Origin of the sequence: Streptomyces sp. NPDC046727, assembly GCF_040645635.1 — a bacterium.
GTDB lineage: Bacteria > Actinomycetota > Actinomycetes > Streptomycetales > Streptomycetaceae > Streptomyces.
On the sequence record NZ_JBEYYR010000071.1, the window covers coordinates 1 to 18,001 of the forward strand.

2 protein-coding genes are annotated in these 18,001 nt (G+C 75.8%); both read right to left on the reverse strand.

Annotation, left to right across the window (positions count from 1 at the left end):
* Window positions 1–6,786 (reverse strand): type I polyketide synthase (locus tag ABZ937_RS42140; RefSeq protein WP_361700816.1); only part of this gene is annotated, 6,786 nt, incomplete at its 3' end.
* 34 nt (window positions 6,787–6,820) lie between these two features.
* Window positions 6,821–17,977 (reverse strand): type I polyketide synthase, encoded by an 11,157-nt coding sequence (locus ABZ937_RS42145; protein WP_361700819.1) that lies wholly within the window; start codon window positions 17,975–17,977, stop codon window positions 6,821–6,823.
* Window positions 17,978–18,001: the final 24 nt, after the last annotated feature.

Genomic DNA, 18,001 nt, shown 5'->3' on the forward strand with positions numbered 1-18,001 from the left:
ATCCGTGTCCCCGGCGAACGCCGCCAGCCGCTCCGCCTGACCGGCCAGCGAACCCTCCGACACGGCCGACACCACCACCGGCACCACACCGTCATGCGACACGCGGGCGGCGGCCGGCTCTTCGGGGGCCTGCTCCAGGATGAGGTGGGCGTTGGTGCCGCTGATGCCGAAGGAGGAGACGCCGGCCCGGCGCGGGCGGCCGGTCTCCGGCCACTCCCGTGCCTCGGTCAGCAGCTCGACGGCTCCGGCCGACCAGTCGACCTGCGGGGTCGGCTCGGTGACGTTCAGGGTGGGCGGCAGAACGCCGTGCCGCATCGCCTGGATCATCTTGATGACACCGGCGACACCAGCGGCGGCCTGGGTGTGGCCGATGTTGGACTTCAACGAGCCGAGCCACAGCGGCTCCTGGCGGTCGCGTCCGTACGTCGCCAGCAGTGCCTGTGCCTCGATCGGGTCGCCGAGCGCCGTGCCCGTGCCGTGTGCCTCCACCACGTCCACGTCCGACGTGGCCAGCCCGGCCGCGGCCAGTGCCCGGCGGATCACCCGCTGCTGGGAGGGGCCGTTCGGGGCGGTCAGGCCGTTGGAGGCGCCGTCCTGGTTGATCGCGCTGCCGCGCAGCACCGCCAGCACCCGGTGGCCGTTGCGCCGGGCCTCCGACAGGCGCTCCAGGACGACGATGCCGACGCCCTCGGACAGGATCGTGCCGTCGGCGCCGGCGGAGAAGGCCTTGACCCTGCCGTCGGCGGCGAGGCCCCGCTGGCGGGACATGCCGAGCACGCCGATGGGCGAGCCCATCACGGCGACACCGCCGGCCAGGGCCAGGGAGCACTCGCCCTGCCGCAGCGCCTGGGCGGCGAGGTGCATGGCGACGAGGGAGGAGGAGCAGGCGGTGTCGACGGTCACCGCGGGGCCCTCGAAGCCGAACACGTAGGACACCCGGCCCGAGGCCACGCTGCCGGCGGTCGCGGTGGTGACGTAGCCCTCCAGCTCGGGGGGCATGTTGCTGAGGGACTCCAGGTAGTCGTGGATGGAGACGCCGGAGAAGACGCCGATGTTCGCGCCGCGGGTCGAGCCGGGGTCGACGCCGGCGTTCTCCAGGGCTTCCCAGGTCGCCTCCAGCAGCAGCCGCTGCTGCGGGTCCATGGCGAGGGCCTCGCGCGGCGAGATGCCGAAGAACTCGGCGTCGAACTCGGCGGCGCTGTGCAGGAATCCGCTCTTGTGGACGTAGGAGGTGCCGGCCTTGTCGGGGTCGGCGTCGAACAGTTCGTCCAGGTTCCAGCCGCGGTCGTCGGGGAACTCGGTGATGCCGTCGCGGCGTTCGAGCACGAGCCGCCACAGGCCGGCCGGGTCGGTGACACCGCCGGGCAGCCGGCAGGCCATGCCGACGATGGCGATGGGCTCGTCCGGGTCGGTCGCGACCACGGTGGGGGCGGCGGCGCCGGCCGCGCTCTCGCCGAGTTCCTCGCGCAGATGGCGGGCGAGCGCCACCGGGGTGGGGTAGTCGAAGATGAGCGTGGCGGGCAGCTTGACACCGGTGGCGGCGGAGAGCCGGTTGCGGAGTTCGATCGCGGTGAGCGAGTCGAAGCCGATGTCGCCGAACCCGCGGGTGCCCTGGGCGAGTTCGGGGCCGCTGAAGCCCAGGACGGCGGTGGCCTCGGCCTGGATGATGCCCAGCAGGACGGCTTCCTGCTCGGCCTCGGGCAGTCCGGCGAGGCGGCGCAGGAGTCCGCTGCCGTCGCCGGCCGCGGCCCGGGCGGACCGCCGGCCGGCCCGGACCAGGCCGCGCAGCAGATGCGGCACGGCGCTGCCGGCGGCGGCGTCGGAGCGCAGTGCGCGCAGGTCCAGCTTGATCGGGACCAGCAGGGCCCGGTCGGAGCGCAGGCCGGTGTCGAGGAGGGCGAGACCCTCGGCGGGGGTGAGGGCGAGGACGCCGCCGCGGCTCATGCGGGCCTGGTCGGTCTCGCTGAGGTGGGCGGTGAGGCCGGCGCTCTGCTCCCACAGGCCCCAGGCGAGGGAGACGCCGGGCAGGCCGGCCGCGCGGCGGTGGGCCATCAGGGCGTCCAGGTAGGCGTTGGCTGCCGCGTAGTTGCCCTGACCGGCCGAGCCGAGCAGGGCGGCGGCCGAGGAGAACACCACGAACGAGCGGAGGCCGGGCGCGAGTTCGCGGCTCAGCTCGTCCAGGTGGCGTACGGCGGTGGCCTTGGGCGCGAAGACCCCGGCGATCCGCTCCTCGGTGAGCGCGCTGATCACACCGTCGTCCAGGACGCCGGCGAGGTGCACGAGGCCGGTCAGCGGGTGCTCGGCCGGGACGGCGCGCAGCAGTTCGGCGACCGCTTCCCGGTCGGAGACGTCGCAGGCGACGACGGAGACGGCCGCGCCGAGGCCGGTCAGCTCGGCGGTCAGTTCGGCGGCGCCGTCGGCGTCGGGGCCGCGCCGGCCGGCCAGCACCAGGTGGCGTACGGCGTGCCGTTCGACCAGGTGGCGGGCGACCAGGGCGCCGAGCGAGCCGGTGCCGCCGGTGATGAGGACGGTGCCGTCGGGGTCGAACGCGGCGGGGGTGCCGTCCGTGGGTTCCTCGGTACCGGCGGCGTCAGCCGCGGGCGGCTCGGTGCCGACCGTACCGCCCGTGTCCGCCGTGTCGGCGCGGACCAGGCGGGGCGCCGACAGCGCGGTGCCCCGGACGGCGAGCTGCGGTTCGCCGGTGGCGAGGAGCTGGGCGAGGACGGGTCCGGCGCCGGTGGCCGCGGCCGGGTCGAGATCGACCAGGATCACCCGGTCCGGGTTCTCGGCCTGGGCGGCGCGGACGAGACCCCAGACGGCGGCGCCGGCCGGGTCGGTGACCGCGGTGTCGCCGCCCGCGGCGACCGCGCCCCGGGTGGCCACCACGAGCCGGGCGGCTTCGAGTTCGGGTGTGGCGAGCCAGGCCTGGAGGACGCTCAGGGCGCGGCAGGTGAGGGTCTGGGCGTCGGCGCCGTCGCTGTAGGCGTCCAGGACGGCCGCGCCGGGGGCGCTGTCGCGGGCGGCGAGCGCGGTCACGTCGGCGGCGTCGGCGACGGGCACCCAGGCGGGTGCGGCGGTGGCGCCCTCGGGGGCGGGCAGCCGTACCCAGTCGACGGCGAACAGGGCGTCCTTGTCGCCGCCGGCCGCGGCGCCGAGCTGTTCGGCGGAGACCGGCAGGGACACCAGCGAGTCCATGGTCAGGACCAGGGCGCCGGTCTCGTCGGTGGCTTGGAAGGACAGGGCGTCGGGGCCGGCGGGCGCGACCCGGACGCGCAGGGCGGTGGCGCCTTCGGCGTGCAGGACGAGCCCGTTCCAGGCGAACGGGAGGACGTTGCGGTCGTCGTCCGGGTTGGCGAAGGCGTTGGTGTGCAGGGCGGCGTCGAGCAGGGCCGGGTGGATGACGAACTTGTCGGCGTTCTCCCGGTGGTCCTGCGGCAGGGCCGCCTCGGCGAAGAGTTCCTCGCCGCGCCGCCACACTCCGCGCAGGCCCTGGAAGGCGGGGCCGTAGGCGTAGCCGCGGGCGACGAGGGCGGTGTAGAAGTCGTCGATGGCGACGGGTTCGGCGCCGGGCGGCGGCCAGGCCGCGTAGTCGACGGCGGGCGTGGTGAACCGGGCGGGCGTGCTGGAGAGCAGGCCGGTGGCGTGCCGGGTCCACTCGCCGTGGCCGTCGTCGTCGGTGGCGTCCTCGCGCAGCGAGTACACGTCGACGGTGCGGGAGCCGTTGGGGCCGGCGCCGCCGACGGCGACCTGGACGCGGACGCCGCCCTGCTCGGGCAGGACCAGGGGTGCCTCGATGACGAGTTCTTCGAGGGTGCCGCAGCCGAACTCGTCGCCGGCGCGGACCGCGAGGTCGACGTAGACGGTGCCGGGGACGATGACCACGCCCTGCATGGCGTGGTCGGCCAGCCAGGGGTGGGTGCGCAGGGAGAGTCGTGAGGTGAAGACCAGGCCGTCGGTCTGGGGCAGCGGGACGACCGCGCCGAGCAGCGGGTGCTCGCTGCCGGTCACGCCGAGGGAGGCGGCGTCGCCGCCGTTCGCGGTGAGCTGGATCCAGTAGTGGCGGCGGTCGAAGGCGTACGTCGGCAGGTCGACGTGGGCGGTGCGGGCGGCCTCGGGCAGGACGGCCCGCCAGTCGACGGGCACGCCGCTCGCGAAGACCTCCGCCAGGGAGGTGAGCAGCCGCCGCGGTCCGCCGTCGTCGCGGCGCAGGGAGCCGGTGACCACGGCGTCCGTCTCGTCGGCGATCTCGGTGATGGGCTGGACGAGGACGGGGTGGGCGCTGGACTCGACGAAGACGGTGTGGCCCTCGGCGAGGAGGGTGGCGACGGCGGGGCCGAAGCGGACCTGCCGGCGGAGGTTGCGGTACCAGTAGCCGCCGTCCAGGACGCCGGCCTCGCGGACCCAGTCGCCGGTCACCGTGGACAGGAACGGAACCGTCGGGGCCTGGCCGCGGATGTCCGCGAAGGCCTCGGTGAGGGCCTCCTGCACGGCCTGGACGTGCCGGCTGTGCGAGGCGTAGTCCACGGCGATGCGCCGTACTCGCACGCCCTGGTCCTCCAGGGTGTCCAGGACCTCGTCGAGGGCTTCGGCGTCCCCGGCGATCACGACCGAGGCGGGGCCGTTGACGGCGGCGACCTCGACCCGGCCGGCCCACCGCTCCAGCCGGGCGGTGACGTCCTCCTCGGCCAGCGCGACGGAGGCCATGCCGCCGAGCCCGGCGAGCCGGCCGCGGATGACCTGGCTGCGGACGGCGACGATGCGGGCGGCGTCGTCCAGCGTCAGCGCGCCGGCCACGCAGGCGGCGGCGATCTCGCCCTGCGAGTGGCCGACCACCGCGTCCGGTACGACGCCGGCGGAGGCCCATACGGCGGCCAGGCCGACCGCCATGGCGAAGCTCGCGGGCTGGACGACGTCCACGCGGGCCAGCAGGTCGGCGTCGGCCTCGCCGCGCAGGACGGCCTTGAGGTCCCAGTCGACCCAGCGTTCCAGGGCCTGGGCGCACTCCTCGATGCGGGCGGCGAACACCGGGGAGGTGTCCAGCAGTTCGCGGCCCATGCCGATCCACTGGGTGCCCTGGCCGGGGAAGACGAGGACGGTCTTGCCGGCGCCGGCCGCGGTGGCGGCGCCCCGGACGGTTCCGGGCGCCTGCTCGTCGCGGGCGAGGGCGGTCAGCGCGGCGAGGGCCTCGTCGTGGGTCTCCGCGACCACGACCGCGCGCTCGCCCAGCACGGCGCGCCGGGTGGCGAGGGTGCCGGCGATGTCCGCGAGCGGAGTGTCCGCGGCGCCCTCCAGGAAGGCGGCGAGACGGTCGGCCTGGCCGGTGAGCGAGGCGGCGGAGGCGGCCGACACGACCAGCGGTACGACGCCGCCGGGCGCGGAGGGGGCCGGTGCCTCCTCCGTGGGGGCCTGCTCCAGGATCAGGTGGGCGTTGGTGCCGCTGGCGCCGAAGGAGGACACGCCGGCCCGGCGCGGGCGGCCGGAGTCGGGCCACTCCCGCGCCTCGGTGAGCAGTTCCACGGCGCCGGACGACCAGTCGACCTGCGGGGTGGGGGCGTCGATGTGCCGGCTGGCCGGCATCACGCCGTGCCGCATCGCCTGGACCATGTTGATGACGCCGGCGACACCGGAGGCGGCCTGGGTGTGGCCGACGACGGACTTGACGGAGCCGAGGCGCAGCGGCTGTCCGGCGGGGCGGTCCTGGCCGTAGGTGGCGAGGATGGCCTGGGCCTCGATGGGGTCGCCGAGGACGGTGCCGGTGCCGTGGCCCTCCACCATGTCGATGTCGGCGGTGGTCAGTCCGGCGCCGGCCAGCGCCTTGCGGATGACGCGCTGCTGGGAGGGGCCGTTGGGGGCGGTGAGGCCGTTGGAGGCGCCGTCCTGGTTGATGGCGGAGCCGCGGATGACGGCCAGCACGCGGTGGCCGCGCTCCCGGGCCTGCGACAGTGTCTCGAGGAGGACGACACCGACACCCTCGGCCCAGCTGGAGCCGTCGGCCGCGGCGGCGTAGGACTTGATACGGCCGTCGGAGGCGAGGCCGCGCTGGCGGGCGAAGCCGACGAAGCCGCCGGGCGTGGACATCACGGTGGAGCCGCCGGCCAGCGCCATGGAGCACTCGCCGCGGCGCAGCGCCTGCATGGCGAGGTGGATGGCGACCAGGGAGGAGGAGCACATGGTGTCGACGGTGACCGCCGGGCCCTCCGCGCCGAGGGTGTAGGCGACGCGGCCGGAGGCGACGCCGCCCGCGGTGCCGAGGGCCCGCTCCAGGCTGAGGAAGCCCTCGTGGCCGCTGAGGTCGGGGGCGTAGTCCTGGTGGACGATGCCGGCGAAGACGCCCATGTCGCTGCCGCGCACGGAGTGCGGGTCGATGCCGGCCCGTTCCAGGGTCTCCCAGGACACTTCGAGCAGCTGGCGCTGCTGCGGGTCCATGGCGAGGGCCTCGCGCGGGGAGATGCCGAAGAACGCGGCGTCGAACTCGCCGGCGTCGTGCAGGAAGGCGCCCTCGCGGACGTAGGTGGTGCCGGGGTTGTCCGGGTCGGGGTGGTAGAGGCCCTCCAGGTCCCAGCCGCGGTCCTCGGGGAACGTCGTGTAGACGTCGGTGCCGTCGGTCACCACCCGCCACAGGTCCTCGGGGGTGCGGATGCCCCCCGCGTACCGGCAGGCCATGGAGACGATGGCGATGGGCTCGGCAGCGACCGCCGCGAGTTTGCTGTTCTCCTGCTGCAGGCGCGCGTTCTCCTTGAGGGAGGCGCGCAGCGCGTTGACGATCTGGTCGTCCGGGCCCGACATATCCGTCCTCCGTGGTGCGTCCGCTGTCATGGGGTCAGCTCGTGGTGCCCAGAGCACGCTGCACGAGATCGGCAACGTCCATGGCGTCGATCAGGGTCTCGTCGTCCTCGGCCGGTGCCGCCGTTTCGGACGCTTCGTCGTCCGGAGCGTCGTCGGTGTCCACGAGGCCGAGCAGGGTGTCCAGGACGCCGGCTTCCCTGAACCGGGCGAGGGGGACGGTGGCGAGGGCTCGCCTGAGGTCGTCCTCCCGCCCGTCGAGCCCGTCGTCGGCGTCCCGCAGCAGTTCGGAGCGCAGGTAGCCGACGAGGGCGTCCGGCGTGGGGTAGTCGAAGATGAGCGTGGCGGGCAGCCGCAGGCCGGTCGCCACGTGCAGGCTGTTGCGCAGGTTGACCGCGGCGAGCGAGTCGAAGCCGACTTCCTGGAAGGCCTGCAGGGGTCCGATGCTCTCGGCGCCGCTGTGTCCGAGGACGGTGGCGGCGTGTCCGCACACCAGCCGGAGCAGGACGCGGTTCTGCTCGGCGTCGGGGACGTCGCGCAGGGAGTCCACGAGTCCGGCGGTGGTGTCGCCGTTCTCGGTGTCCGGCTGGGTGGCCCGCAGCGCTTCCTGCGCCTCGGGCAGGTCGGCGAAGAGCGGGCTGGGCCGGACCGAGGTGAACGCCGGGACGAAGGCGTCCCAGTCCATGTCGACGACCGTGACGGCCTTCTCCTGGGCCTGGACGGCCTGTTCGAAGGCGGTGACGGCGATCTGCGGGGCCATGGGCAGCACACCGCGCCGGCGCAGCTGGACGAGGGTGTCCTCGTCCATGCCGACGCCGATCTCGTCCAGGGCGCCCCAGGCGATGGCGGTGGCCGGGTGGCCCTGGCCGCGGCGCCACTCCACAAGGGCGTCGAGCACGGCGTTGGCCGCGCCGGACGGGCCCTGCCCGCCACCGCCCCAGATGCCGGCGATCGAGGAGAACACGACGAACGCGTCGAGCGGGGTGTCCGCGAACCGCTCGGCGAGCCAGCGGGCGGTGTCCACCTTGGCCGCGAACACCTCGGTGAGTTCGGGTACGCCGGTGTCGTCCACGGTGCTGGTCCGGGCGATGTCGGCGGTGTGCACGACGGCGGTGAGCGGCTGGTCGTCGGGGGCCTCGGCGAGCAGCCGCTCGATCGCGGCCCGGTCGGTGTCGGCGCACGCCACGAGGGTGGTGCCGGTGCCGAGGGCGGCCACTTCGGCGGTGAGCGCGGCGAGCGCGTTCTCGGGGGCTGCGGCCGTGGTGGTGACGACGAGCCGCTGGGCGCCGGACCGGGCGAGCCACAGGGAGGCGTGCCGGCCGAGGCCCTCGGCGCCGCCGGTCACCAGGACGGTGCCGCGGGGCTGCAGGCCGGCGCCGGCGGCCGGGTCGGGGGCGGCCTTGCGCAGCAGCCTGCGGGTGTGCACGCCGGACCTGCGCACGGCCAGCTGGTCGTCGTCGCCGGGGTTGTTCAGCGCGGCGAGCAGATGGCGGACGGCGCGGGCGTCGACGGTGGCGGGCAGGTCGATCAGTCCGCCCCAGCGGTCGCCGCGTTCCAGGGCGGCGGCCCGGCCGATGCCCCAGACGGCCGCCTGGGCCGGCGCGGTGACGGTGTCCTGGACGCCGGTGTTGACCGCGCCCCGGGTCAGTGACCACAGCGGCTGGGTGGCGCCGGCGTCGCCGAGCGCCTGCACCAGCGCGAGGGTGGCCGCGGTGAGCGGGACGGGATCCTGCGGGCCGTCCTGGGCGCCCGGGTCGAGCGCGAGCAGCGACAGCACTCCGGTCGGTTCGTGTGCGGCGAGGGCGGCGGACAGGCGCTCGCCGAGCCGGTCGCGGGTGGCGTCGTCCGGCGCGACCTCCAGCGGGACGAGGTCGAGGCCCTGCGCGGTGAGTTCCCGCAGGAGGTCGTCCAGCGGCGTGTCCGGCCGCCGGTTCGCCGGTACGACGGCCAGCCAGGTGCCGCCGGGGACGCCGGCGCCTTCCTGGTCGAGCGGCCGCCAGGTGACGTGGTAGCGCAGTTTCTCCGCCGCCGACCGCTCGCGCCGCCGGCCACGCCAGTCGGCCAGGACGGGTACGACCGTGCGCAGCGCGGCGCGCTGGTCGGCCGCGGCCAGGTCGAGCAGCTGGGCGAGGGAGTCGGCGTCGGACTCTTCGACGGCGGCCCAGAAGTCGTTCTCGGCGCCCTCGGCGGCCGGGGTGCCGTCCGTGGCGCCGTCCGGCTCCCGGAGCCAGAAGTGCTGCCGGTCGAAGGCGTACGTCGGCAGGTCCACACGGGCGTCGCGTGCCTCGGCGGGCAGTACGCCCGTCCAGTCGACGGCGACGCCCTTGACGAAGAGTTCCGCCATCGACGCCGACAGCCGTCGCAGGCCGCCCTCCTCGCGCCGTAGCGATCCGGCGGCGACGGCCCGGAGCCGGACGTTGTCGTCCCCGGCCCCGTCGAAGATCTCGTTCACGGGCTGGACCAGGACCGGGTGGGCGCTCGACTCGACGAACACCGTGTGGCCCTCGGTGAGGAGGGTGGCGACGGCGGGGCCGAAGCGGACCTGCCGGCGCAGGTTGCGGTACCAGTAGCCGCCGTCGAGCACGCCCGGCTCACGGACCCACTCACCCGTGACGGTGGAGAAGAACGGAACGACCGGGGCCTGGCTGCGGATGTCGGCGAACGCCTCGCCCAGCGCCCCTTCGATCGCCTCGACATGGCGGGTGTGGGAGGCGTAGTCCACGGCGACCCGGCGCACGCGCACTCCGTCGGCCTCCAGCGCGGCCAGTGCCTCGTCCAGCGCCTCCGCGTCACCGGCGACGACGACCGACGTAGGACTGTTGACCGCGGCGACCTCGACCCGCCCGCCCCACGGGGCGATACGCGTGAGCGCGTCCGGCTCGGCGAGCATGACCGAGGCCATACCGCCGCGCCCCGCCAGCTCACCGGCGATCACCTGACTGCGTACGGCCACGATCCGCGCCGCGTCCTCCAGCGACAGCGCTCCGGCGACGCAGGCGGCGGCGATCTCCCCCTGCGAGTGACCGACGACCGCGTCCGGCACCACGCCGACCGACGCCCACACCGCCGCCAGGCCGACATTGACGGCGAAGCTCGCCGGCTGGACGACATCGACCCGCGCCAGCAGGTCGACGTCACCGCGCAGCACGGCCTTCAGGTCCCAGTCCACCCACGGCTCCAGCGCCCGGGCGCACGCCTCGATCCGCTCGGCGAACACGGGCGAGGACTCCAGCAGTTCCCGTCCCATTCCCTGCCACTGGGAGCCCTGGCCGGGGAAGACGAGGACGGTCCTGCCGGGGCCGCCGGAGCCGGCGACGGTACCGGTCACGACGAGGGGGCTGCTCTCGCCGCGGGCCAGTGCGCCCAGCCCGGTCAGCGCCTCGTCGCGCGAACCGGCGACGACCACGGCCCGCTCGGTCAGCAGGGCCCGCCGGGAGACGAGCGCGCCCGCGATCTCGGCCGGGGCCGCGTCCGTGCCGGTGTCCGTGACGAGCGTCGCCAGGCGCCCGGCCTGGGCGGCGAGGGAGGCCGTGCTGCGGGCCGACACCACCAGCGGTACGACCCCGTCGGGGACCGTCGGCCGGCTGACCGGCTCGGTCTCGGGCGCCTCCTCCAGGATGACGTGCGCGTTGGTGCCGCTCGCGCCGAAGGAGGAGACGGCGGCCCGGCGAGGCCGGCCGTCGCGGGCCCATTCCCGGGCCTCGGTGAGCAGTTCGACCGCGCCCGCCGACCAGTCCGCCTGGGGTGTGGGCTCGGCGACGTTGAGGGTGGCGGGCATGATGCCGTGCCGCATCGCCTCGACCATCTTGATGACTCCGGCGACACCGGCGGCGGCCTGCGTGTGCCCGATGTTGGACTTCACCGAGCCGAGCCGCAGCGGCCTGTCGGCGTCGCGGTCCTGGCCGTAGGTGGCCAGCAGCGCCTGGATCTCGATGGGGTCGCCGAGGACGGTGCCGGTGCCGTGGCCCTCCACCACGTCCACGTCGGCGGGCCGGAGGCCGGCCGCGGCCAGCGCGCCGCGGATCACCCGCTGCTGGGAGGGGCCGTTGGGGGCGGTCAGGCCGTTGGAGGCGCCGTCCTGGTTGACCGCGCTGCCGCGCAGCACCGCGAGGACGCGGTGGCCGTTGCGCCGTGCCTCGGACAGCCGCTCCAGCAGGACCACGCCGACGCCCTCGGCCCAGCCGGTGCCGTCCGCGGTGGAGGAGTACGCCTTGCAGCGGCCGTCGGCCGACAGTCCGCGCTGCCGGGAGAACTCCAGGAAGGCGTCGGGGCTGGCCATCACGGTGGCGCCGCCGGCGAGGGCGAGGGAGCACTCGCCGCCCCGCAGGGCCTGCGCGGCCAGGTGCATGGCGACGAGGGAGGAGGAGCAGGCGGTGTCGACGGTCACCGCGGGGCCCTCGAAGCCGAAGACGTAGGACACCCGGCCCGAGGCCACGCTGGAGGCCGTACCGGTCATCGTGTAGCCCTGGACGTCCTCGGGCACCTGGCGCAGCCGGGTCACGTAGTCGTGGTGGACGATGCCGGTGAACACGCCGATGTCCTGGCCGCGGGTGGACAGGGGGTCGATGCCGGCCCGTTCCAGGGCCTCCCAGGAGGTCTCCAGCAGCAGCCGCTGCTGCGGGTCCATGGCCAGGGCCTCACGCGGTGAGATGCCGAAGAGCTGGGCGTCGAACCGGGCGGCGTCGTGCAGGAAGCCGCCGGCCCGGGTGTAGCTGGTGCCGGGGTGGGCCGGGTCGGGGTGGTAGAGCTTGTCGATGTCCCAGTCGCGGTCGTCGGGGAAGCCGGAGATGGCGTCCCGCCGGTCCATGACGAGTTGCCAGAGTTCCTCGGGGCTGGTGACGCCGCCGGGCAGCCTGGTGCTCATGGCGATGATGGCGATCGGCTCGTCCGGGTCCGCCGTGCCGCGCCGGGTGACGGCGGGGATCTCCGGGCGGGTGCCGAGGAGTTCACCGCGCAGGTGGTCGGCGAGCAGGGCCGGGGTCGGGTGGTCGAAGACGAGGCTGCTGGGCAGGCTGACGCCGGTGAAGTCGTGGAGCCGGTTGCGGAGTTTGACGGCGGTGAGCGAGTCGAAGCCGAGGTTCTTGAACGGCTGCCCCTCGTCGAAGCCGTCCGTGTCCCGGTGGCCGAGGACGACCGCGGCGCTCTCCCGGACCAGGTCGAGCAGGATCCGCCGCTGTTCCGCGTCGGCGAGACCGGCCAGCCGGGCGGCGAGTTCGTTGCCGTCGGCGGCGGGTTCGCGGCGGATGACCCGGCGGGCGGGGGCGGCGGCGAGCTTGGTGACGCTGGGGGCGGCTTCGGGGACGGCGGCTTCGTCGGCCGTGAGCGTCACCGGGCCGAGCAGGGCCACCGGCCGCCCGTCGGGATCGGCCAGTTCCACCAGGTGCCGGCCGGCCCCGGCGGACGGGGTGACCCGCACGCGCAGCTCGGTGGCGCCCACCGCGTACACGGCGAGGGCGGCGCACTCGGCCATCGAGACTGCGGTGCCTTCGGTTCCGGCCGCGATCCGCAGGGCGGTGTCGAGGAGCACCGGGTGCAGGGTGAACGCCTCGGCCTGGTCGGCGAGTTCGGCCGGCAGCGCGATGTCGGCGAGGATCCGGTCGTCCTGCCGCCACACGCCGCGCACCCCTGCCGGGGAACCGGCTTCCGCGGGCTCGTCCGGCCAGGCGCGCAGGTCGAAGGCGTGCCGCGGGACGCCGGGCGTCAGGGTGGCGCGGGCGTGCCGGAGCCACGGTTCGCCGTCCCGTCCGGCCGGCCGGCTGTGCACAGCGGCGGCACGGGCACCGTCGGGTCCGGGCGCGTCCACGAAGACGCGGAGCTGGAGGTCGCCGTGCGCGGGGACGACGAGGGGCGCGTCGACGGTGATCCGCTCGACGGTGCCGCCGCCGGCCTCGTCACCGGCCCGGACCAGCAGCTCCAGCAGCACGGCCGCCGGTACGGTCGCCTCCCCGCCGGCGTGCACGCCGGGGCTGCGCCCGGACAGCCGCCCGGTGAGGACGACGCCGGTGCCGCCCTGGGCGCCGGGGACCTCCACGACGCTGCCCAGCAGCGGGTGGCCCGCGGACCGGGCGCCGAGCGCCTCCGCGTCGGTGGCGGCGGTGCCCTCCACCCAGTACCGCTGGTGCTGGAAGGCGTAGGTGGGCAGGTCGGGGCCGACGGCCGGCGCCGGGCGGCCGAGGACGGCGGTCCAGTCGACCGGCACGCCCCGCACGTGCAGTTCGGCCAGCGCGGTGCGGACGGCGGTGCCCTCGGCGGTGTCGTGGCGCAGCGTGCTGACACAGCCGCGGGTGTCCGGGCCGAGCGTGCCGAGGGCCATGGCGCTGAGGACGCCGCCGGGGCCCAGTTCGAGGTGGGTCACGGCGCCCTGGTCGCGCAGGGTGGTGACGGCGTCGGCGAACCGCACGGCGTGCCGGGCCTGGTCGACCCAGTACTCGGGGGTGGCGAGGAGTCCGTCCTCGGCGAGGGCGCCGGTGAGCGTGGAGACGACGGGCACGGTGCCGGGCCGGTAGTGGAGCCGGGCGGCCACGGCGCGCAGCTCGTCGAGCATCGGCTCCATCAGGGCGGAGTGGAAGGCGTGGCTGACGGACAGCCGCCGGGTCCGGTGGCCGTCCTGGGCGAGGCGTCCGGCGACGGCGAGTACGGCGTCCTCGGCGCCGGACAGGACCAGCGCCTCGGGCCCGTTGACCGCCGCGATCCCGGCGATGCCCGGTGTCCCGGCGAGCAGGGGTGCCACCTCGGCCTCGGTCGCCTCGACGGCGATCATCGCCCCGCCCGCGGGCAGGGCCTGCATCAGCCGGCCGCGGGCGGCGACCAGTTCACCGGCGTCCGCCAGGTCCAGGATCCCGGCGGCGTGGGCGGCTGCGATCTCGCCGACCGAGTGGCCCGCGACCAGGTCGGGTCGTACGCCCCAGGAGGCGAACAGCCGGAACAGCGCGGTCTCCAGGGCGAACAGCGCGGCCTGGGTGTAGAGGGTCTGGTCGAGCAGGGCGGCCCGGTCGGTGCCGGGCTCGGCGAAGACCACCTCGCGCAGGGGGTGGGCGAGGTCGTCCAGGTGCCGTTCGACGGCGGCGCAGGCGGCGTCGAAGGCGTCGCGGAACACGGGGTGGGCGGCGGCGAGTTCCCGGCCCATGCCGGCCCACTGGCTGCCCTGCCCGGTGAACAGGAAGGCGAGCTTGCCGTCGGCCGGGCCGCCGGTGACGGTGTCCGCGTCGGCGGTGCCCTCGGCGAGTGCGCGCAGGGAGGCGGTCAGTCGCTCCCGGTCGGCTGCCAGGACGACCGCGCGGTGGTCGAGGTGGGCGCGGGCGGTGCCGAGCGCGTGGGCCGTGGCCCCGAGCGGCGTACCGGTCCGGCTCTCGACCCAGTCCGCGAGCCGGCCGGCCTGGCCACGGAGGCCGGCGGAGGTGCGGGCGGAGACGGGGAAGAGGAGGGGGGAGGTGCCGTCGGCCGTGGCCGGCTCCGTGCTGTCCGTCGCGTCGGCCGCGGGTGCCTGCTCCAGGACCAGGTGGGCGTTGGTGCCGCCGATGCCGAAGGCGGAGACACCGGCGCGGCGCGGGCGGCCGGTCTGCGGCCAGGGCCGGGCCTCGGACAGCACCTCCACCGCGCCCGCCGACCAGTCGACGTGAGTGGAGGGCCGGTCCACGTGCAGGGTGCGGGGCAGGAGGCCGTGGCGCATCGCCATGACCATCTTGATGACGCCGGCGACACCGGCGGCTGCCTGGGTGTGCCCGAGGTTGGACTTCACCGACCCGATCCACAGCGGCTCTTCGCGGTCCTGACCGTAGGTGGCGAGGAGGGCCTGCGCCTCGATCGGGTCGCCGAGGACCGTGCCCGTGCCGTGCGCCTCGACCGCGTCCACCTCGGCCACCGTCAGCCCGGCGTTCGCCAGCGCCTTGCGGATCACTCGCTGCTGCGAGGGACCGTTGGGCGCGGTGAGCCCGTTGGACGCGCCGTCCTGGTTGACGGCGCTGCCCCGGATCACGGCGAGCACCTGGTGCCCCTGCCGCTCGGCGTCCGAGAGCCGCTCGACCAGCAGCACGCCCACGCCCTCGGACCAGCCGGTGCCGTCCGCGCCGTCCGCGAACGCCTTGCACCGGCCGTCGGGGGCCAGGCCGCGCTGCCGGGAGAACTCGACGAACGTCTCCACGTTGCCCATCACCATCACGCCGCCGGCGAGCGCCATCGAGCACTCCCCATTGCGGAGCGCCTGGGCCGCGAGGTGCAGGGCGACCAGGGAGGACGAGCAGGCGGTGTCGATCGTGACGGCCGGCCCCTCGAAGCCGAAGTGGTAGGCGACCCGGCCCGAGACGACGCTGCCGGAGCCGCCGGTGAGCCGGAAGCCCTCGGCGTCGGTCGAGCGGTGCATCCGTACGGTGTAGTCGTGGCTGTTGACGCCGGCGAAGACCCCGATGTCCCGGCCGCCCAGCCCGGTGGGGTCGATCCCCGCGCGTTCGAACGTCTCCCAGGACGTCTCCAGCAGCAGCCGCTGCTGCGGGTCCATGGCGAGGGCCTCGTTCGGGGAGATGCCGAAGAAGGCGGCGTCGAAGCCGGGCGCGTCGTCGAGGAACGCGCCGTGCCGCACATAGGTCGTGCCGGCCTTGTCGGGGTCGGCGTCGTAGAGCCGGTCGATGTCCCAGCCCCGGTCGGCGGGGAACTCGGTGACGGCGTCGACCCCGTCGGCCACGACCCGCCACAGGTCCTCGGGGCTGTGCACCCCGGCGGGGAACCGGCAGGCCATCGCGACGATGGCGATCGGTTCGTCGGCCGCGACGGGTGCCGGACCGGCCGGCGCCTCCGCGACGGTGGTGCCGCCGACGAGCCGGGCCCGCAGATGCTCGGCGAGGGCGGTGGGCTTCGGGTAGTCGAAGACGACGGCCGAGGGCAGCGTGAGTCCGGTGGCGGTCGCCAGCCGGTTGCGCAGCTCCACCGCGGTCAGCGAGTCGAACCCGGCGTCCTTGAAGGCCCGGTCGGCGCGTACGGCGTCGGCGGTGCCGTGGCCGAGCACGTCGGCGGCGTGGCGCCGCACCAGGTCCAGCAGCAGCGTGCTCTGGGCCGCCGGGTCCAGCTGGGCGACGCGGTCGCGCAGGCTGCCGGGCTCCGTGGTCCCGGCGGCGCGCGCCAGCGAGCGCGGGGCGGGCGCGAGGCCCCGCAGCAGGGGTGCCATGGGCGCGGTGCGGGCCGCCGCGCGGAGGGCGGGCAGGTCCAGCTTGGCGGCCACCAGGGCGGCGGGCAGCCCGCTGCCGGGGCGCAGGGCGAGGTCCAGCAGCGCCATGCCCTCGGCCTCGGACAGCGCGGCCATGCCGAGCCGCCGGTTGCGGTGCAGGTCGGCGGCGCCGAGGTGCCGGGTCATGCCGCTGGCCCGCTCCCAGTAGCCCCAGGCGAGCGAGACACCGGGCAGCCCCCGCTCGCGGCGCTGCCGGGCGAGCGCGTCCAGGGCGGCGTTGGCGGCGGCGTAGTTGGCCTGGCCCGGGTTGCCGAACACGTTCGCGGCCGAGGAGAACAGGACGAACGCCGCGAGGTCGCGGTCCCGCGTCAGCTCGTCCAGCAGCAGTGCCGCGTCCAGCTTGGGCCGCAGTACGGTGTCGAGGCGCTCCGGGGTGAGCGCGGTGACCACGCCGTCGTCCAGGACACCGGCGGTGTGCAGGACGGCGGTGAGCGGGTGGGCGGCCGGCACCGCGTCCAGGACGGCCGCGAGCTGCGTCCGGTCGGCGGTGTCGCAGGCGGCGAGGGTCACGGTGGCGCCCAACGCGGTCAGTTCCCCGGACAGCTCGGCGGCACCGTCCGCCGCGGGGCCCCGCCGGCTGACCAGCAGCAGATGCCGTACGCCGTGCGCGGTGACCAGGTGCCGGGCGGTCAGCGCGCCGAGCGTGCCGGTACCGCCGGTGACCAGGACGGTCCCGTCCGGGTCGAGCGCCCGCCCCGGCTGCGGGGAACCGCTCTCCCCCGCCGGTACGTCGACCCGGGCGAGCCGGGGCACCTCGGCACCCGCGGCCCGCATGCGGATCACCGGTTCGCCGCAGGCCAGCAGGCCGGGCAGCGCGGCACGGGCCGCCGCGTCGAGGCCCCACCCGCTGTCCGGCTCCGTCGGCCCGTCGAACTCGACGAGGACGACCCGGCCGGGATGCTCGGACTGCACGGAGCGCAGCAGCCCCCGTACGGCGGCCGATGCGACGTCCGTGCCGTCCGCGACGGCCGCCACGAGCAACCGGGTCCGCTCCAGGGCCGGTCCGGCCAGCCACGCCTGGAGGACGGCGAGCGCGGCGGCGAGCGCGGTCCGCGGATCGGTGCCGGCGGGCTCGACCGCGTAGAGCAGCACGTCCGCGTCCGCCGCACCGGCGGCGGTGACATCGTCGGCGGTCCTGACGCTGACAGCGGTCGGCGTACCGTCGCCCGCCGCCGGAAGCGGCAGCTCCGTCCAGTCGACGCGGAACAGCGCGTCGTGGGTGAGCGCCTCGGCGAGTCCGGCGCGCGCCGGGTCGAACGGCTCCGACAGCACCGCGTCGACGGCCAGCACGGGCCGCCCGGCCGGGTCGGTCAGGTCGAGCCGGGTGCCCTCGCCGCCCGCCCCCGCCGACCGCACGGTGACAGCGGTCGCGCCGGACGCGCGCAGACCGACCCCGCGCCAGGTGACCGCGAGGGTCCCGGCGGGCAGCACCGTCCGTACGGCCGCGTCGAGCAGCGTGGGGTGCAGGCCGTACCGGTCGGCGTCCCCGGCGGCCTCACCGAGGGCCACTTCGACGCCGGGCCCGTCGGCGGGCCGGTCGTCGTCCACCGGCGCGGCGGGCGCCAGCGTGCCGTGCGCGTGCCGCGTCCAGACGGCGTCCAGCCCGGAGTCGTCCGCGCGCGAGTACACGTCGACCGTACGCCGCCCGGTGTCGTCGGGCTCGCCCACCACGGTCTGGACACCCCGGCCACCGCGCACCGGCAGGACCACCGGCCGGTCGACGGTCAGCTCCTCCACCACCGGCACGCCCGCCTCTTCGCCGAGCCGGACCGCCAGCTCGACCAGCGCCGCGTTCGGCACCAGGACCGCGTCGTCCCCGACCAGATGCTCGGCCAGCCACGGCTGCGACCGCAGCGACCACCGCGAGGTCGTCATGAACCCACCGGAGTCGGGCCGCGCCACGACAGCGCCGAGCAGCGGGTGGTCGGCGGCGGCCTGCCCGAGCGAGGCGGCGTCCGCCGCCGGGGCGGTCTTCAGCCAGTAGCGGCGGTGGTCGAAGGC